The organism is Vibrio hippocampi, assembly GCF_921292975.1.
GTDB classification, from domain to species: Bacteria; Pseudomonadota; Gammaproteobacteria; order Enterobacterales; family Vibrionaceae; genus Vibrio; species Vibrio hippocampi.
The window spans coordinates 2,204,898-2,223,479 of sequence record NZ_CAKLCM010000002.1; the positions used below are offsets into that span (position 1 = coordinate 2,204,898).

The 18,582-nt window shown below is 46.4% G+C and carries 10 protein-coding genes, 3 tRNA genes, 3 rRNA genes and 1 riboswitch; of the genes, 7 read left to right on the forward strand and 9 right to left on the reverse strand.

Annotated elements, in window-relative coordinates; all coding sequences use genetic code 11:
- Positions 1-345 precede the first annotated feature (345 nt).
- Positions 346-606 (reverse strand): FAD assembly factor SdhE, encoded by a 261-nt coding sequence (locus tag L9Q39_RS12225; protein WP_237485315.1) that lies wholly within the window; start codon positions 604-606, stop codon positions 346-348.
- A 176-nt stretch (positions 607-782) separates the two neighbouring features.
- On the opposite strand from L9Q39_RS12225, the gene ygfZ reads away from it, so the two are divergent.
- From ygfZ to L9Q39_RS12240, 3 genes are all read left to right on the forward strand, one after another.
- The gene (gene ygfZ, locus L9Q39_RS12230) at positions 783-1,748 is read left to right on the forward strand and encodes a tRNA-modifying protein YgfZ (RefSeq protein WP_237485316.1); all 966 of its coding nucleotides are present in this window, start codon (positions 783-785) and stop codon (positions 1,746-1,748) included.
- Positions 1,741-2,205 carry an aminoacyl-tRNA deacylase gene (locus L9Q39_RS12235; RefSeq protein ID WP_237485317.1) on the forward strand — a complete coding sequence of 155 codons (465 nt, stop codon included), beginning with the start codon at positions 1,741-1,743 and terminating at the stop codon, positions 2,203-2,205. The genes ygfZ and L9Q39_RS12235 overlap by 8 nt, the downstream gene beginning before the upstream one ends.
- Positions 2,206-3,027: 822 nt before the next feature.
- Complete coding sequence (locus L9Q39_RS12240) at positions 3,028-3,234, forward strand: DUF1107 domain-containing protein (RefSeq protein ID WP_237485318.1); 207 nt, start codon at positions 3,028-3,030, stop codon at positions 3,232-3,234.
- A gap of 158 nt (positions 3,235-3,392) precedes the next feature.
- Here L9Q39_RS12240 and lptG read toward each other — a convergent pair whose 3' ends face one another.
- Positions 3,393-4,463 carry an LPS export ABC transporter permease LptG gene (gene lptG, locus L9Q39_RS12245; RefSeq protein WP_237485319.1) on the reverse strand — a complete coding sequence of 357 codons (1,071 nt, stop codon included), beginning with the start codon at positions 4,461-4,463 and terminating at the stop codon, positions 3,393-3,395.
- A complete protein-coding gene (gene lptF / locus L9Q39_RS12250) occupies positions 4,456-5,565 on the reverse strand; it encodes an LPS export ABC transporter permease LptF (protein ID WP_237485320.1) in 1,110 nt (369 codons plus the stop codon). Before lptF ends, lptG begins: the two co-directional genes overlap by 8 nt.
- 192 nt (positions 5,566-5,757) lie before the next feature.
- On the opposite strand from lptF, the gene pepA reads away from it, so the two are divergent.
- The 4 genes from pepA (at position 5,758) to lysC (ending at position 12,517) form a co-directional block, all read left to right on the forward strand.
- On the forward strand, positions 5,758-7,266 hold the full coding sequence (gene pepA / locus L9Q39_RS12255) for a leucyl aminopeptidase (RefSeq protein WP_237485321.1): 1,509 nt from the start codon (positions 5,758-5,760) through the stop codon (positions 7,264-7,266).
- Between the two features lie 73 nt (positions 7,267-7,339).
- Positions 7,340-7,795: a DNA polymerase III subunit chi gene (locus L9Q39_RS12260; RefSeq protein ID WP_237485322.1), complete on the forward strand. Its 456-nt coding sequence runs from the start codon at positions 7,340-7,342 to the stop codon at positions 7,793-7,795.
- A gap of 94 nt (positions 7,796-7,889) precedes the next feature.
- On the forward strand, positions 7,890-10,763 hold the full coding sequence (locus tag L9Q39_RS12265) for a valine--tRNA ligase (RefSeq protein WP_237485323.1): 2,874 nt from the start codon (positions 7,890-7,892) through the stop codon (positions 10,761-10,763).
- Between the two features lie 130 nt (positions 10,764-10,893).
- Positions 10,894-11,069, forward strand: a riboswitch (Lysine riboswitch).
- A gap of 98 nt (positions 11,070-11,167) precedes the next feature.
- Positions 11,168-12,517, forward strand: a complete 1,350-nt coding sequence (gene lysC / locus L9Q39_RS12270) for a lysine-sensitive aspartokinase 3 (protein ID WP_237485324.1) — start codon at positions 11,168-11,170, stop codon at positions 12,515-12,517.
- Positions 12,518-12,797: 280 nt separating this feature from the next.
- On the opposite strand, the gene L9Q39_RS12275 is transcribed toward lysC, so the two are convergent.
- The 6 genes from L9Q39_RS12275 to L9Q39_RS12300 all read right to left on the reverse strand — a co-directional run bounded on the left by L9Q39_RS12275 (position 12,798) and on the right by L9Q39_RS12300 (position 18,265).
- A tRNA-Asp gene (locus L9Q39_RS12275) sits at positions 12,798-12,874 on the reverse strand.
- A 57-nt stretch (positions 12,875-12,931) separates the two neighbouring features.
- Positions 12,932-13,047 (reverse strand): 5S ribosomal RNA (rrf, locus tag L9Q39_RS12280).
- A gap of 120 nt (positions 13,048-13,167) precedes the next feature.
- A 23S ribosomal RNA gene (locus L9Q39_RS12285) occupies positions 13,168-16,056 on the reverse strand.
- A 399-nt stretch (positions 16,057-16,455) separates the two neighbouring features.
- A tRNA-Ala gene (locus tag L9Q39_RS12290) sits at positions 16,456-16,531 on the reverse strand.
- A gap of 41 nt (positions 16,532-16,572) precedes the next feature.
- Positions 16,573-16,649, reverse strand: a tRNA-Ile gene (locus L9Q39_RS12295).
- Between the two features lie 63 nt (positions 16,650-16,712).
- Positions 16,713-18,265: ribosomal RNA gene (locus L9Q39_RS12300) — 16S ribosomal RNA — on the reverse strand.
- Together the 16S, 23S and 5S rRNA genes with 3 tRNA genes alongside form the textbook arrangement of a ribosomal RNA operon.
- Between the last annotated feature and the right edge of the window lie 317 nt (positions 18,266-18,582).

Genomic DNA, 18,582 nt, shown 5'->3' on the forward strand with positions numbered 1-18,582 from the left:
TCCTGACAAGAGTCTCGCCAAAGTAAGTACCAATGACCCGATAATTTAATCGCTAATAACCAATGCTTAAACGTCAGCATATACTCGGGAGATAAGTGCGTTTTATTGCGGGCTTTAACCTGTTTCTGCGATAACAAGAATTCCCCACTTAGCGAGGGACGAAGCCAATGATAATGAATAACTATGGATGCCAGATAGGCGGTGGCGATGAGGGGAATATCAGAAATAATGATAATTAATAAGACGCTAACCAATAATTGACGCTCAATCAAAACAGCATGTATCGATTTATGTGCCTTTACAAACACATGCCATTTTGAGGGTTCAGGATACGTTCGCTTTGAATCAACGAACTTTGCTGAGGTTATAGGCAACAATCTTGTCAACTATTGAAGCATGGCCCAAATTGTCACTGCGTCCATGACCCATGACCCAAGTGAATAGATCGGGATCATCACATTCTAGCAGAGAGGCAAAATCACGTTGTTCTTGATCGTTTAATGTTTCAAAGCATTCTTCAAAGAAAGGCATGAACACCACATCGAGTTCAAGCATTCCTCTACGGCACGCCCACTTTATCCGTGCTTTTTCCTCACTAGAGTACATTCCATTCTCCATCTACAACATTAATTCTGCTGAGTGTAGCAAGATGGCTCAATCACAACCACAATGCGAATCATAAAAGCTAGTTGTATCACAAGTTCTAAGGTTCAACAATCTGCTGACAAATTGAGTGCTAAAGACTAACATACCCGTTATGTTCACCAATGAGATACAGATTTATGGATTGGTTTCCAGCACATAAGACTCTAGAAATTTCCGCTTCAACCCCCGCCCCGAACTTAATGTTCACCCGCCTAGCTTCATGGGGTGTGATCGAAATGACTGGCGACGATAAGAAATCCTATTTGCAAGGTCAAGTCACTTGTGATGTTGTGTCGCTCAATGAAGATGCTTCAGTTCTTGGCGCACATTGCGATGCAAAAGGTAAGGTATGGAGTCTGTTCCGCCTTTTCAATACGCCTCGTGGTTATGGAATGGCACAGCCACTCAGTGCGATAGAAAAAGAGCTTACCGAACTCAAGAAATACGCCATTTTTTCCAAGGTAGAGATCATCACCAGCGAACTTCCTCTATTCGGTGTTATCGGTGAAGAAGCTGAGCAATGGATTAATGACCACTTCCCCTCTCAAGGTGACGTACGACAATCAGAGCAATCCACAGCCATTAAGATTGATGGACAGCGTTGGATGGTTTTATGTGATCAAGCATTTGCCTCACAGCACCTAATGAATAACGAGGATGCTTGGGTTACAGAAGCTCTCTGGCGCAAGATGGATATCGAAGCTGGATTGCCTATTCTAGAAGCTGAGCAACAAAATGCTCATATCCCACAAGCTTTCAATTTGGACCAACTCGGCGGCATTAGCTTCCACAAGGGGTGTTATACTGGTCAAGAGACCGTCGCAAGAGCCAAATATCGCGGTATCAACAAACGCATGATGGCAACGCTGTCTGGTGAACTAGAGTCTGATTTAGATCTGAGCGCTATCGAGATAGAGCGTTCTGTGGGTGATAACTGGCGCAAAGCCGGTGACGTTTTAGCAAGCTATTACGCTGACAAAGAATTTGTCGCTTTGGTTATCCTTCCCAACAACCTAGATGATGACACGCAATTTAGAGTGACAGGACAGAGCCAACAACTGCAACTCTCTCTCCCCTCATATCTCGCCGAGCAAGATGATTGATACGCCTATCACTCGTTTTTTACAGCTCTCAAACGTTCCTTTTAGGGTTCTTATACAAGAGCGAGAAGCCGTATCCATCGAGGATGCGGCTCAACTTAGAGGCATTAAGCCACAAACAATGCTTAAGACGATGGTACTAAGAGACATGGATAATCAGTATGTACTCGCATGTTGTCCGGGCGATAAGCAAGTTGACCCCAAAAAAGTCCGCACTCTCCTCTCACGCCGTCGTATGACCTGTTTGTCCAGTGACGAAGTAGAAGCCATCACCGGGTATAAAATTGGCACCGTCACTCCACTGCTTCTCAAGCAACCGTTACCCATCGTTTTAGATCTTGATATTAAACGTAATCACACCATTACCATCAGCAGTGGCGAACGAATCGCGGGGATTGAGCTCCCCCTTGAACAGTTGCTTTCTCTAATTACTCCGGTTTGGGGAGCGATTACACGCTAGTCCATATCAAAGTTTTAATGAAACATCGAACTTCTGTTGCATTTATAAATTCGGCGTAACTCACAGAAAAAACAAAACTTCAATGAAAATATATCTATTTATTACGCATAAATAGTCATCTGGTGATTTTTGTACTATTGTAAACCTATCGCAACCAACGACTCCGTGTGATTGCGATAGCACTAGAGTGACTATCTGCAACCGCAGTAACTCCACTTTTGTGTAATGCATCTGTGACATTTGGCCCGCTGAGCGGGCTTTTTTTTATTCATCGAATCGCTTTGATTGTAAAACTTCTTTTCAGTAAACAACTTTTCTCTCAATTTCCGGTCTATGTAATAGCTAGGCAATATTAAGACTTCTGATGAACATGGCTTTAATGAGCATGGTTCTGGTAAACATAGCTCTGATGAACATGACTCTGATGAACATAGCTCCGATGAACATTGTTGACGCGCTGTGCGTAACAAATCAGAAAAGACAACGTGGATTAAGAAAAACAACTTGAACTCAGAAAAAATACGGTTCAGAGAAATACAGGGTAGCTTCGATTCAGAATAAACAAGAGGACATTTTCTAGAATCAAAAGAATCTCGTACTAGATTAACCTGTTAATACTCTGATGATAATTCAAATGATAACAACAAGAGCTTTTGTGGTGAATATCACATAAAAATAGATGATATGCTAATTTTATGGTATAGACAGCACAAAACCCTAAAGACCACAAATTACGTCGCCAAAAAGCCTAGGCAATCACACATTTTAATGATGATTTTTTTTATAATCTTTTCGCTAGGCTATATCGATAAGGAAAGCTGTATGAGACTCTTTAAGCGCTACACTCCAGGTATGATCGCCAAACATATTAGTCGTCTGTTTAAAGGTAAAATATATATCTATGGATTAGGTCGCTTCGAGTTTGATAACGGTAAACTCATTATCCCAGACAGAGCAGAAAAACGACATTTTCAGGCCGTAAAAGAAGTGAACCAAGAGGTTATGAGACTGCGCTGCGCATACGCTTAAGCAAATCCAAAATTACCATTCCAATAACAAAAATCGTGTTCTCTCCCTACAGTAAAAAGCGACCATCTTTCGGATGGTCGCTTTTTAAATTCCTATGATTGATTTCCCAATCACCTCAACAGGTGAGGTGCAGCGAAACTATTTGGATATTTTTCTGCTTAAAGCTTTCTTCTCAACAACATCGTGGCAACGAATAAAAACACGATACTTGGGGCGACGGCCCCCCAGAATGGTGGGACGTTGTAAACAATACTCAGCGGTCCAAAAAACTCACTCGATATGTAGAAAGCAAAACCGGCGATCACGCCAGAGAGGATTCTAGCGCCCATCGTCACACTCCGTAATGGTCCAAACACAAACGACAGTGCCATTAACATCATAACGCCAACAGATAACGGCTGAGTTACCTTACGCCATAGTGCCAACTCATAACGAGCGGATTCCTGCTCTGAATCTTTCAAGTAAGTGACATAATCATAAAGCCCACTGAGCGCCAGTTCTTCCGGTTTAACAGTTACAATCGCTAGCTTGTCAGGAGCGAGTGACGTCTTCCATTCATAGTTAGGTATGTCACTCTTAGTAATCTGAACATCATTCCTCATGTCGGTGATATCAACATTGGTCATGCGCCACTTGTTATCGGCGAGGTACTCTGCTTGCTCAGCGAATAGCACTTGTTGTAACTTCTTGTCTTTATTAAAGCTCCAGATGGTAATGCCATTGAGATGTGCGTCATTGACCTCATTGATAAAGATATAATCATCCACATCTCTGGCCCATACGCCACTTCTCACCGATACTATGCTACCCCCAGAAATCGAGGCTGCTCTCATTTCACGAGCTGTCTTCTGCGCTTGAGGCGCTCCCCACTCTCCAAGAATAACAACCATGACGATCAAGGGAATCGCTGTCTTAAGTACCGACAGACCGATATCTAACTTAGAATAACCGGCTGCCTGCATGACGGTCAGTTCTGAGCTTGATGCAAGGGTGCCCAGTGCAATCAATGCTCCTAACAAGGCGGCCATGGGAAAGAACATCTCAATATCGCGAGGAATACTCAAAACAACATAGTATAGCGCCGTCATCAAATCATAGGTTCCCTGCCCGACTTTTCTTAACTGTTCTACATATTTGATGATGCTAGAAAGACCAACAAAGGTAGCCAGTGTCAGTACTGTGGTCGCTATGATGGTTCTACCAATGTAGAGGTCGAGAATCTTAAACACGCTTTGCTAACCTCTTTTGACGAAAGTTATCTTTAAGTTTTCTCACGAAAACACTGTCCATAGAATTCAATAAAATGCCTAAAACAAGCAGCGCAATATTAATGGGCCACATACCAATTAAACCCGGAATGGAACCATCTTCAATCGCAGATTTTGCCGCACTAATTGATAAGAAATAAGCAAGATAAAATAAAATCGCTGGTCCCATTTTAGCAAAGCGACCTTGACGCGGGTTGACCGCTGATAACGGGATCACCACCATGGTCAGTAACGGGATACAAATGATCAAAGAGATACGCCAGTGAAGCTCCGCAATCGCCTTAGGGTTATCCGACTTAAACAACTCGACTGTGGGAATTGCATCCCAGTCTCTTCCCTTACGCTTTACTTCACGCTGACCGATAAGTGCATCGTACTCATCAAAGTAAGTCACCATATATTCGACATTTTTCGGCACGCCTTGATAGCGAGCGCCGTCGTACAGGGTTAAAATCTGACGACCGTCAGATAACTCTTTGACAATACCGCCACTCGAAATAGACACACTGGGTTTAATCGACTCTCTAGGTAATACTTGAGCAACAAACACACCCTCAAGCTTTTTGTTTTTCACCCCATCAATAAACACCACCGCAGAGCCATCCGGCGTGCGCTGAAATTGACCACTTTGTAGCAACTCAACGCTATTTTCTGCAGCGACTTGTTCTATCAATTCAGCTTCTTTATTTTGCGCCCAAGGAGAAAGAAATAAGGAATTAAACGCTGCTACTCCCGAGGTGATAAGCGCCAGATAAAGCGGAGCCATAATAAGGAACTTATTGCCTATTCCAGTGGCATTCATCACGGTAATTTCACTTTCTGCGTATAAACGACCAAAAGTAATCAAAATACCAATATATAGACTCAGAGGCAGCATAAGCAGCCCCATCGCCGGCATATTCAATCCAACAATTGAAGCAATAAGACTGGCAGGAATATCGCCGTCTGAAGCGTCAGCCAGCACACGGATTATTTTTTGACTTAAAAAGATGAGAAATAGGACAAAAAATATCGCAAATTGGCTTTTGATTGTTTCTCGGATCAAATATCTAACAATAATCACTGTGAAAATACCTATACAAAACTTGTTTTTTTGATGGAATCGCTATAGTTTTCGGGTAAACCTTTTGTTTTTTACTTTTTTGAACGATTCTAATCTTTGATGATTATAGGCCTTAATGGCTTACGAGGTTCAGTGTCAAAGATCGATTATCCAACATTTCGTTCTATTTGTCTTTAGGATGTGGGAGTTAGCATGGAGTTTAATGTAAAAAGTGGCAGCCCAGAGAAACAACGCAGTGCATGCATCGTCGTCGGTGTGTTTGAGCCACGTCGTCTCTCTCCGGTTGCTGAGCAACTAGATAAAATCAGTGACGGCTATATTAGCTCTTTGCTTCGTCGTGGTGATTTAGAAGGAAAACCCGGACAAATGCTGTTACTACACCAAGTACCCGGCGTGCTTTCTGAGAGAGTGCTGCTAGTAGGTTGTGGTAAAGAACGTGAGTTGGGTGAACGCCAATACAAAGAAATCATTCAAAAAACCATCAGCACATTGAACGAAACGGGTTCAATGGAAGCGGTTTGTTTCCTAACTGAGCTACATGTCAAAGGTCGTGATACCTATTGGAAAGTGCGCCAAGCTATTGAAGCCACTAAAGACGGTCTTTACACTTTTGATCAATTCAAAAGCAATAAGCCAGAGACTCGCCGCCCATTGCGCAAGTTGGTGTTTAACGTACCGACTCGTCGTGAGCTGAACTTAGGTGAAAAAGCCATTGCACATGGTTTAGCTATCTCATCGGGCGTTAAAGCGAGTAAAGACCTTGGCAACATGCCGCCAAACGTCGCCAATCCAGCCTACCTTGCTTCTCAAGCGCGCCGCTTAGCTGACGATTACGACACCATCACTACCAAGATCATTGGTGAGCAAGAGATGGAAAAATTGGGTATGACGTCTTACCTAGCGGTGGGTCGTGGCTCCAAAAATGAGTCTATGATGTCAATCATGGAGTACAAAGGTAATCCAGACTCCGATGCCAAGCCTATTGTATTGATTGGTAAGGGTTTGACGTTCGACTCAGGCGGTATTTCATTGAAACCAGGCGAAGGCATGGATGAGATGAAATATGATATGTGTGGCGCAGCCTCTGTTTTCGGCGCCATGAAAGCGCTGGCTAAACTCAACTTACCTATCAATGTGGTTGCTATACTCGCAGGTTGTGAAAACATGCCTGGTAGCAATGCGTATCGCCCTGGTGACATTCTAACGACAATGTCAGGCCAGACGGTTGAAGTGTTGAATACTGACGCAGAAGGTCGCTTGGTACTTTGTGATGCACTGACTTACGTCGAGCGCTATGAGCCAGAATGCGTCGTTGACGTAGCTACTCTCACTGGTGCCTGCGTAATTGCCCTTGGTCATCACATCAGTGGTGTTATCTCCAACCACAACCCTCTTTCGCATGAGTTAGTCAACGCTTCTGAGCAAGCCGGTGACCGTGCATGGCGTCTGCCTATGGCCGACGAGTATCAAGAGCAACTAAACAGCCCATTCGCTGATATGGCGAACATCGGTGGACGCCCAGGTGGCACCATCACTGCGGGTTGTTTCCTGTCTCGCTTCGCCAAAAAGTACAACTGGGCACACCTAGATATCGCAGGGACGGCTTGGAAGTCTGGTCAAGCTAAAGGCTCTACGGGTCGACCAGTCTCACTCCTTGTCCAATTCCTGCTCAATCGCAGTGGCCAAGAGACTGAAGAGTAATCATCAAAGGGCCGCAAGGCCCTTTTTAATATCCGCTTGTTAAACTCAATGATTCGATAACCATAGACCGACAATGAATACCGCGACTTTTTACATCATTCAAGAGGGCTCTCCACAAGACTCTACGTTGGGGTGGGCAAGCTATGTGCATTTTCTCTGTCGACACTTCAGCGCCCAAGGTGCAAAGGTCTATATCAACTGCGACGACAAAATCGCTGCCGAACAACTTGCTGAACATTTCTGGCAGCAAGAGCCAAATGATTATCTGGCGCACAACTTAGTGGGTGAAGGTCCCAAAAGTGGCACGCCAGTAGAGATAGGCTTTGCCGGTCTAAAGCCGAGTTGGAACCGCCAATTAGTAATAAATATGGCGAATAACGCTGCAACCTTTGCGAACTCCTTTGCTCAAGTGGTAGACTTCGTTCCTTGCGAAGAAAAAGCTAAGCAACTTGCACGAGAAAGGTATAAAATTTATCGTCAAGCGGGCTATCAGCTTCAAACCATTGAGATTCAGCACCCTGAATCCTAACCAAGGTCAATCCTTATAAGTAAGCAGCCGTCGCGTTTACTTATAAGGTTTGGCAAATTTCTTTCACAGATTAAAGTAAGTATCCAAGAAAGCTATGGAAAAGACATATAACCCTCAATCTATCGAACAAGCTCTATACAAGACTTGGGAAGAGAAAGGCTACTTTAAGCCTCACGGTGACACCACTAAAGAATCATACAGCATCATGATCCCGCCACCGAACGTCACTGGTAGCCTACACATGGGTCACGCTTTCCAAGACACCATCATGGATACGCTAATCCGTTGTGAACGTATGAAAGGCAAGAACACCCTTTGGCAAGTGGGTACCGACCACGCTGGTATCGCGACGCAAATGGTTGTTGAGCGTAAAATTGCTGCTGAAGAAAACAAGACCAAGAATGATTACGGTCGTGACGCCTTCATCGACAAAATCTGGGAGTGGAAAGCAGAATCTGGCGGCACGATTACTAAGCAGCTTCGCCGTCTAGGTGCTTCGGTTGATTGGGATCGTGAGCGCTTCACTATGGATGACGGTCTATCAAACGCAGTTCAAGAAGTGTTTGTTCGCCTATATGAAGATGACCTCATCTACCGCGGTAAACGTCTGGTTAACTGGGATCCAAAACTGCACACTGCGATTTCTGATCTCGAAGTAGAAAACAAAGATAAGAAAGGTCACATGTGGCACTTCCGCTACCCACTCGCGGATGGCGTAAAAACGGCCGATGGCAAAGACTACATTGTTGTCGCAACCACTCGTCCAGAAACCATGCTGGGTGACACTGGCGTTGCGGTAAACCCAGAAGATCCACGTTACAAAGATCTTATTGGTAAAGAACTGATCCTGCCAATCGTTGATCGTCGTATCCCTATCGTGGGTGACGAACATGCTGATATGGAAAAAGGAACTGGCTGTGTAAAAATCACGCCCGCTCACGACTTCAATGACTATGAAGTGGGTAAACGTCATCAATTGCCGATGATCAACATCCTGACTTTTGACGCCAATATTCGCAATGCGGCTGAAGTATTCACGACCAATGGTGAGCCAAGTGATGCATACGCCGCTGACCTGCCTGAACAGTATCAAGGTATGGAACGCTTCGCAGCACGTAAAGCCATCGTGGCGGAATTTGAAGCACTAGGTCTACTCGATGAAATCAAAGATCACGACCTAACCGTTCCTTACGGTGACCGTGGTGGTGTTGTTATTGAACCTATGCTGACTGACCAATGGTATGTGCGTACTGCACCGCTCGCAGAGACAGCAACCAAAGCCGTCGAAGACGGTGAAATCCAGTTTGTACCTAAGCAGTATGAAAACATGTATTTCTCTTGGATGCGTGACATTCAAGATTGGTGTATTTCACGTCAACTATGGTGGGGTCACCGTATCCCAGCTTGGTACGACAACGACGGTAATGTCTATGTTGGTCGTTCTGAAGAAGAAGTTCGTGCGAATAACAACCTAGCGCCTGTTGTGGTGCTACGCCAAGATGACGATGTGTTAGATACTTGGTTCTCTTCGGCACTTTGGACCTTTGGTACTCAAGGTTGGCCAGAGCAGACTGACGACCTTAAAACCTTCCACCCATCCGATGTATTGGTAACAGGTTTCGATATCATCTTCTTCTGGGTTGCTCGTATGATCATGATGACCATGCACTTCTGTAAAGATGAAGACGGTAAGCCTCAAGTTCCGTTTAAGACCGTTTATGTGACTGGTCTTATCCGTGATGAGAACGGCGACAAGATGTCTAAGTCGAAAGGCAACGTACTTGACCCAATCGACATGATTGACGGTATTGACCTAGAATCTTTGGTTGAGAAGCGCACTGGCAATATGATGCAGCCGCAACTGGCGAAAAAGATCGAGAAAAACACGCGTAAAACGTTCGAGAACGGCATTGAAGCTTATGGTACCGATGCACTGCGCTTTACTCTAGCGGCGATGGCTTCTACTGGTCGTGATATCAACTGGGATATGAAACGTCTAGAGGGTTATCGTAACTTCTGTAACAAGCTTTGGAATGCGAGCCGTTATGTATTGATGAACACAGAAGAGCAAGATTGTGGCTTCCCATCTACAAACGGACAGGGTAGCGACATTGAGTTCTCGCAAGCGGATAAATGGATCGAGTCCCAGTTTGAGCTTGCAGCGAAGGAGTTTAACAACCACATCGACAACTACCGTCTCGATATGGCTGCGAACACCATTTATGAGTTCATCTGGAACCAATTCTGTGACTGGTATCTAGAGCTAACCAAACCCGTATTATGGAAAGGGACAGAAGCACAGCAGCGCGGTACGCGTCGTACCCTGATCACGGTGCTAGAAAAGACGCTACGCTTGGCACATCCTGTATTGCCATACATCACCGAAACTATCTGGCAGAGCATTAAGCCGCTGATAGACGGTGTTGAAGGCGATACGATTATGCTACAAGCCCTTCCTCAATATCAAGAAGCTAACTTCAGCCAAGAAGCGCTTGATGACATTGAGTGGGTTAAAGCCTTTATCACTAGTATCCGTAACCTAAGAGCCGAGTACGATATTGCTCCAAGCAAGCCACTTGATGTGATGCTAAAAGTCGCAGATGAGAAAGATGCTGCTCGCCTTGAAGCAAACAAAGCGGTATTGGTTTCACTGGCTAAGCTTGAGACCATCAAGGTTCTGTCTGCCGGCGAAGAAACGCCAGCGTGTGCAACTGCGTTGGTCGCTAAATCTGAGCTGATGATCCCAATGGCGGGCCTGATTGACAAAGATGCCGAGCTAGATCGCTTAAGCAAAGAGATTGCCAAAACTCAAGGCGAGATCAAACGTATCGCAGGTAAGTTAGGTAACGAAGGTTTTGTTGCCAAAGCACCTGAAGCTGTTGTGGCTAAAGAGCGTGAAAAGCTTGAAGGCTACAAAGATACGTTAAGCAAGCTTGAAGAACAGAAAGTGACGATTGCGGCGCTATAATCTTCAGCCTTAAACAAAACAACAAACCGAGAGCCAAAAGCTCTCGGTTTTTTTTCAGCTAAATTCAGTACAAAATATCTAGCACGGATTATTGACATTTCACGACGAAACACGTTGAATGGTGAAGCTATCAAGCAGAAGAGGAGCACTGCCCAGGCAGGTAATATGTGGAGCCACAACTCCAATACCTATTATCTATGGGGAGCAGTGCCGAGATGGACTAGAATTGTCGGTTTTAGTTTGTCGGTTAAACGGGCTGAATCCCTTTAACTGTCACCAACCTATTGGTGAGGAGCTTCTGAGGTCTATTGTTACTTTCTTATTCCTCTGCTCTAATTTCTCTTCAAACATCGGATGTTGGGCTATAAGCCCGCTTTAATTTTTGGAATTCTTGGAGAAACAGTGTGAGCGCATTCAATGTCGCTAAATTTGGTGGAACTAGCGTCGCCAACTTCGAAGCAATGAGCCGTTGTGCAGAAATCATCGAAAACAACCCACAAACAAGACTCGTTGTTAGCAGCGCCTGCTCAGGCGTCACCAATATTTTGGTCGAACTTGCTAATGGTGTAAAAGACGATGTACGTCGTGCCGAACTCATTAAGCAATTAAAACACATTCACTACAACATCATGGGGCAGCTATCTGATGCGAGCGCCATTGAAGCTCGCGTTGACGCTTTAATTGATAAGGTTGCTACCCTATCTGAAGCGGCTTGCATTGATGCGACCGCAAAGCTTACTGATCATCTTGTTGCCTGCGGTGAACGCATGTCGACACATATACTTTCCCGATTGATGCAAGAACGAGGTATCAACGCGGTACGCTTCGATATTCGCGAAGTTCTAAAAACAGACAGTGACTTTGGTAAAGCAGAGCCTAACCTTGAAGCCACCAGAGCAGCAGCAGAACATAAACTGGTTCCTCTTTGCAATGAGCATGTTGTCGTGACACAAGGATTTATTGGTTCTGACGATGAAGGCGATACTACAACGCTTGGGCGTGGTGGCAGTGACTATAGCGCAGCTCTTATTGCCGAAGCGGTGCAAGCTTCCGGTCTAGAGATTTGGACCGATGTTCCGGGGATCTATACCACGGACCCACGAATTGCGCCTAACGCTCGTCCAATTCCGGAAATTAGCTTTAGTGAAGCTTCAGAGATGGCAAACTTCGGTGCAAAAATTCTGCATCCGTCGACGCTACTCCCTGCTCTTCGCCATCAAATCCCAGTTTTTGTCGGCTCTTCTAAAGCGCCTCGAGAAGGGGGAACTTGGGTCAAGCAAAGTGTACAAAGTGCGCCGCTATTTAGAGCGTTAGCACTACGCAATAACCAAACCATGGTGACACTGCGTAATCCTAAGATGTTCCAAGCGTATGGCTTCTTAGCGGATGTATTCACGGTACTCGCTAAACATAAAATCTCTGTTGACCTGGTGACGACATCAGAAGTCAGCGTGTCCTTAACCTTGGATCAAACCGATACCGCTGGCGGTGCACCACAACTGCCTCAAGCCACTCTAGAAGAGCTACAACAACTGTGCACCGTTGAAGTAAAGCAAGGACTCAGCCTAATTGCACTGATCGGCAATAACATGAGTGAAACCAAAGGATCGGCGGCTGAAGTATTCGATACATTAGACGACTTTAATATTCGCATGATTTGCTACGGAGCAAGCCCTCATAATCTCTGCTTCTTACTCGATGAACAAGAGGCTAAGCAAGCGGTGAAAGCACTCCATGAAGAGCTTTTTGAATAGTCAGAGTTAGTTTGGAATACGACAAGGGCAGCATTAAGCTGCCTTTTTTATTGCTCTGTGATTTGTTAAAGCGAGTGTATAGCTTGCTTGAGGTAGGGTCATTCCTTCGAAAGAATGATGGTGATAGGAAATAGGTGCTAGGCAGTAGGCAAGGTATCGAGTGGGTGGTGAATGTTAGGGTTTCAGCAACTATCGGAAGGGCATTTTCTATTGGCTGGTGGATACAAACAACAGACACGAAAAAGCCCTAGCATTGCTGCTAGGGCTTTTTCTAAATAAATGGCGGAGTGGACGGGACTCGAACCCGCGACCCCCGGCGTGACAGGCCGGTATTCTAACCAACTGAACTACCACTCCGCAGTGGTACTATCTAAAGTCTGACCAAAAAAGGGCTTTAAATAGACAATGTTTAAAGCCTGGCGATGACCTACTCTCACATGGGGAAGCCCCACACTACCATCGGCGCTGTTTCGTTTCACTTCTGAGTTCGGAATGGAGTCAGGTGGGTCCAAAACGCTATGGTCGCCAAGCAAATTCTTGCTTACTTTCAGCTTTAAAAAAGCTAAAGGTAAAAATCTGGAAAGCTGATTAAGTTCTCACACATTCAATCTGTTCTTGCTTTGAGTCCATCAAAACCCTTTGGGTGTTGTATGGTTAAGCCTCACGGGCAATTAGTACAGGTTAGCTCAACGCCTCACAACGCTTACACACCCTGCCTATCAACGTTCTAGTCTCGAACAACCCTTTAGGACGCTTAAAGCGCCAGGGAAGACTCATCTCAGGGCTCGCTTCCCGCTTAGATGCTTTCAGCGGTTATCGATTCCGAACTTAGCTACCGGGCAATGCCATTGGCATGACAACCCGAACACCAGAGGTTCGTCCACTCCGGTCCTCTCGTACTAGGAGCAGCCCCCTTCAATCTTCCAACGCCCACGGCAGATAGGGACCGAACTGTCTCACGACGTTCTAAACCCAGCTCGCGTACCACTTTAAATGGCGAACAGCCATACCCTTGGGACCGACTTCAGCCCCAGGATGTGATGAGCCGACATCGAGGTGCCAAACACCGCCGTCGATATGAACTCTTGGGCGGTATCAGCCTGTTATCCCCGGAGTACCTTTTATCCGTTGAGCGATGGCCCTTCCATTCAGAACCACCGGATCACTATGACCTGCTTTCGCACCTGCTCGAATTGTCATTCTCGCAGTCAAGCGGGCTTATGCCATTGCACTAACCTCACGATGTCCAACCGTGATTAGCCCACCTTCGTGCTCCTCCGTTACTCTTTGGGAGGAGACCGCCCCAGTCAAACTACCCACCAGGCACTGTCCTCAACCCCGATAAGGGGTCTAAGTTAGAACATCAACACTACAAGGGTGGTATTTCAAGGACGGCTCCAACGATACTAGCGTACCGTCTTCAAAGCCTCCCACCTATCCTACACATGTAGGGTCAATGTTCAGTGCCAAGCTGTAGTAAAGGTTCACGGGGTCTTTCCGTCTAGCCGCGGGTACACTGCATCTTCACAGCGATTTCAATTTCACTGAGTCTCGGGTGGAGACAGCGTGGCCATCATTACGCCATTCGTGCAGGTCGGAACTTACCCGACAAGGAATTTCGCTACCTTAGGACCGTTATAGTTACGGCCGCCGTTTACCGGGGCTTCGATCAAGAGCTTCGACCTAAGTCTAACCCCATCAATTAACCTTCCGGCACCGGGCAGGCGTCACACCGTATACGTCATCTTACGATTTTGCACAGTGCTGTGTTTTTAATAAACAGTTGCAGCCACCTGGTATCTGCGACTCTCGGCCGCTCCATCCGCTAGGGACTTCACCGCTAAGAGCGTACCTTCTCCCGAAGTTACGGTACCATTTTGCCTAGTTCCTTCACCCGAGTTCTCTCAAGCGCCTTGGTATTCTCTACCCGACCACCTGTGTCGGTTTGGGGTACGATTCCTTACAATCTGAAGCTTAGAGGCTTTTCCTGGAAGCATGGCATCAATGACTTCACATCCGTAGATGCTCGACGTCGTGTCTCAGCCTTAAGAAGGTCCGGATTTACCTAAACCTTCAGCCTACGCACTTGAACCTGGACAACCATCGCCAGGCCCACCTAGCCTTCTCCGTCCCCCCATCGCAATTGTAAGAAGTACGGGAATATTAACCCGTTTCCCATCGACTACGCCTTTCGGCCTCGCCTTAGGAGTCGACTCACCCTGCCCCGATTAACGTTGGACAGGAACCCTTGGTCTTCCGGCGAGGAGGTTTTTCACCCCCTTTATCGTTACTCATGTCAGCATTCGCACTTCTGATACCTCCAGCAAACCTTACAGTTCACCTTCAACGGCTTACAGAACGCTCCCCTACCCAATAACTAAAAGTTATTGCCGCAGCTTCGGTGTATAGCTTAGCCCCGTTACATCTTCCGCGCAGGCCGACTCGACTAGTGAGCTATTACGCTTTCTTTAAATGATGGCTGCTTCTAAGCCAACATCCTAGCTGTCTAAGCCTTCCCACATCGTTTCCCACTTAGCTATACTTTGGGACCTTAGCTGGCGGTCTGGGTTGTTTCCCTCTCCACGACGGACGTTAGCACCCGCCGTGTGTCTCCCGGATAGTACTTACTGGTATTCGGAGTTTGCAAAGGGTTGGTAAGTCGGGATGACCCCCTAGCCTTAACAGTGCTCTACCCCCAGTAGTATTCGTCCGAGGCGCTACCTAAATAGCTTTCGGGGAGAACCAGCTATCTCCAGGTTTGATTGGCCTTTCACCCCTAGCCACAAGTCATCCGCTAATTTTTCAACATTAGTCGGTTCGGTCCTCCAGTTGATGTTACTCAACCTTCAACCTGCCCATGGCTAGATCACCTGGTTTCGGGTCTATATCCAGCAACTCGACGCCCAGTTAAGACTCGATTTCTCTACGGCTCCCCTATTCGGTTAACCTTGCTACTGAATATAAGTCGCTGACCCATTATACAAAAGGTACGCAGTCACCCCATAAAAGAGGCTCCTACTGCTTGTACGTACACGGTTTCAGGTTCTATTTCACTCCCCTCACAGGGGTTCTTTTCGCCTTTCCCTCACGGTACTGGTTCACTATCGGTCAGTCAGGAGTATTTAGCCTTGGAGGATGGTCCCCCCATATTCAGACAGGATATCACGTGTCCCGCCCTACTCGTTTTCACTGATTGCACGTTGTCGGTTACGGGGCTATCACCCTTTATTGCGAGACTTTCCAGACTCTTCACCTGACGCGCTAAAAGCTTAAGGGCTAATCCAATTTCGCTCGCCGCTACTTTCGGAATCTCGGTTGATTTCTTTTCCTCGGGGTACTTAGATGTTTCAGTTCCCCCGGTTCGCCTCATTAACCTATGTATTCAGTTAATGATACTAGCTTATGCTAGTGGGTTTCCCCATTCAGACATCCCAGACTCACAGGTTGTTACTACCTAATCTGGGCTTATCGCAAGTTACTACGTCTTTCATCGCCTCTGACTGCCAAGGCATCCACCGTGTACGCTTAGTCACTTAACCATACAACCCCAAAGAGTTTCTAAAGAAATCTTGGCGCTGTCGTTAAACAACCAAAGTCGCTATCTCATTATTTGAATGAGCGAGATAGCTTTGATTTTGCCGGACTCAAATAACTCTTTATTTCCGCTTTTTATAAAAAAGCAGAAGCAAAAAGTGAACAAACACAACCGAAGTTATGTTGTTTCCAAGAACACTTGAATGTGTGTTGGTACCTAATCATTCTTTATTGAAAAAGAATCACTAGGATTTGAGAACTTTTATTTGAATAACAACGCTTATCTAAAGATAAGGGGATTGTTGTTATTCGTCAGCTTTCCAAATTGTTAAAGAGCAATGTTTCACCTTCTCTATAAAGAAGGAAACCATTTTTAAAGACACTATCACTAATGCGCTTAAAGATGGTGGAGCTATGCGGGATCGAACCGCAGACCTCCTGCGTGCAAGGCAGGCGCTCTCCCAGCTGAGCTATAGCCCCATCAGGTGTTGATACTGTATGCCAAAATCCGTTAGGACTATTGGTGGGTCTGAGTGGACTTGAACCACCGACCTCTCGCTTATCAGGCGAACGCTCTAACCACCTGAGCTACAGACCCAGTATCGTCTTTAATCTATAAACCATCAATCTGTGTGAACACTCATCGCAATAATCTTATCGTTAAGGAGGTGATCCAGCGCCAGGTTCCCCTAGCGCTACCTTGTTACGACTTCACCCCAGTCATGAACCACAAAGTGGTGAGCGTCCTCCCGAAGGTTAAACTACCCACTTCTTTTGCAGCCCACTCCCATGGTGTGACGGGCGGTGTGTACAAGGCCCGGGAACGTATTCACCGTAGCATTCTGATCTACGATTACTAGCGATTCCGACTTCATGGAGTCGAGTTGCAGACTCCAATCCGGACTACGACGCACTTTTTGGGATTCGCTCACCATCGCTGGTTGGCCGCCCTCTGTATGCGCCATTGTAGCACGTGTGTAGCCCTACTCGTAAGGGCCATGATGACTTGACGTCGTCCCCACCTTCCTCCGGTTTATCACCGGCAGTCTCCCTGGAGTTCCCACCATTACGTGCTGGCAAACAAGGATAAGGGTTGCGCTCGTTGCGGGACTTAACCCAACATTTCACAACACGAGCTGACGACAGCCATGCAGCACCTGTCTCAGAGCTCCCGAAGGCACACCTGCGTCTCCGCTGGCTTCTCTGGATGTCAAGAGTAGGTAAGGTTCTTCGCGTTGCATCGAATTAAACCACATGCTCCACCGCTTGTGCGGGCCCCCGTCAATTCATTTGAGTTTTAATCTTGCGACCGTACTCCCCAGGCGGTCTACTTAACGCGTTAGCTCCGAAAGCCACTCCTCAAGGGAACAACCTCCAAGTAGACATCGTTTACGGCGTGGACTACCAGGGTATCTAATCCTGTTTGCTCCCCACGCTTTCGCATCTGAGTGTCAGTATCTGTCCAGGGGGCCGCCTTCGCCACCGGTATTCCTTCAGATCTCTACGCATTTCACCGCTACACCTGAAATTCTACCCCCCTCTACAGTACTCTAGTCCGCCAGTTTCAAATGCAGTTCCGAGGTTGAGCCCCGGGCTTTCACATCTGACTTAACGAACCACCTGCATGCGCTTTACGCCCAGTAATTCCGATTAACGCTCGCACCCTCCGTATTACCGCGGCTGCTGGCACGGAGTTAGCCGGTGCTTCTTCTGTCGCTAACGTCAAAGACATACGCTATTAACGTATACCCCTTCCTCACGACTGAAAGTGCTTTACAACCCGAAGGCCTTCTTCACACACGCGGCATGGCTGCATCAGGCTTGCGCCCATTGTGCAATATTCCCCACTGCTGCCTCCCGTAGGAGTCTGGACCGTGTCTCAGTTCCAGTGTGGCTGATCATCCTCTCAGACCAGCTAGGGATCGTCGCCTTGGTGAGCCATTACCTCACCAACTAGCTAATCCCACCTGGGCTAATCTTGACGCGAGAGGTCCGAAGATCCCCCTCTTTGGCCCGAAGGCATTATGCGGTATTAGCCATCGTTTCCAATGGTTATCCCCCACATCAAGGCATATTCCCAGGCATTACTCACCCGTCCGCCGCTCGACGCCGCTATCGTTCCCCGAAGGTTCAGATAACTCGTTTCCGCTCGACTTGCATGTGTTAGGCCTGCCGCCAGCGTTCAATCTGAGCCATGATCAAACTCTTCAATTTAAGATTTTGATTCCCTATGAAATAGGGGAGACTCAACGAATACTGACTTCAAAACTGTCCTTACTCGAAAGTAAGAAGTCATTTTAAAGCTATTGTTGTTCCAACAGAACAACAATGAATTGACTGTGCCAAGTCTTTCGACTTGATTGGTCACTCAGTTCATTGAAATCTAAATGGATACCGAAGTATCTCTTTTTGATTATCATCAACGAGTGCCCACACAGATTGATAGGTTTATATTGTTAAAGAGCTTGTTTTGAGCTTCTCTCAAAACGGACGGCCATTTTAGCGAGATAAGTTGTTGTGTCAACCACTTT

What these genes read in the sequence shown, in the direction of transcription:
- ygfZ (WP_237485316.1), top strand. Translation starts at nt 783, where the DNA reads ATGGATTGGTTTCCAGCACATAAGACTCTAGAAATTTCCGCTTCAACC.
- L9Q39_RS12240 (WP_237485318.1), top strand. Translation starts at nt 3,028, where the DNA reads ATGAGACTCTTTAAGCGCTACACTCCAGGTATGATCGCCAAACATATT.
- L9Q39_RS12235 (WP_237485317.1), top strand. Translation starts at nt 1,741, where the DNA reads ATGATTGATACGCCTATCACTCGTTTTTTACAGCTCTCAAACGTTCCT.
- pepA (WP_237485321.1), top strand. Translation starts at nt 5,758, where the DNA reads ATGGAGTTTAATGTAAAAAGTGGCAGCCCAGAGAAACAACGCAGTGCA.
- L9Q39_RS12225 (WP_237485315.1), bottom strand. Translation starts at nt 606, where the DNA reads ATGTACTCTAGTGAGGAAAAAGCACGGATAAAGTGGGCGTGCCGTAGA.
- L9Q39_RS12260 (WP_237485322.1), top strand. Translation starts at nt 7,340, where the DNA reads ATGAATACCGCGACTTTTTACATCATTCAAGAGGGCTCTCCACAAGAC.
- L9Q39_RS12265 (WP_237485323.1), top strand. Translation starts at nt 7,890, where the DNA reads ATGGAAAAGACATATAACCCTCAATCTATCGAACAAGCTCTATACAAG.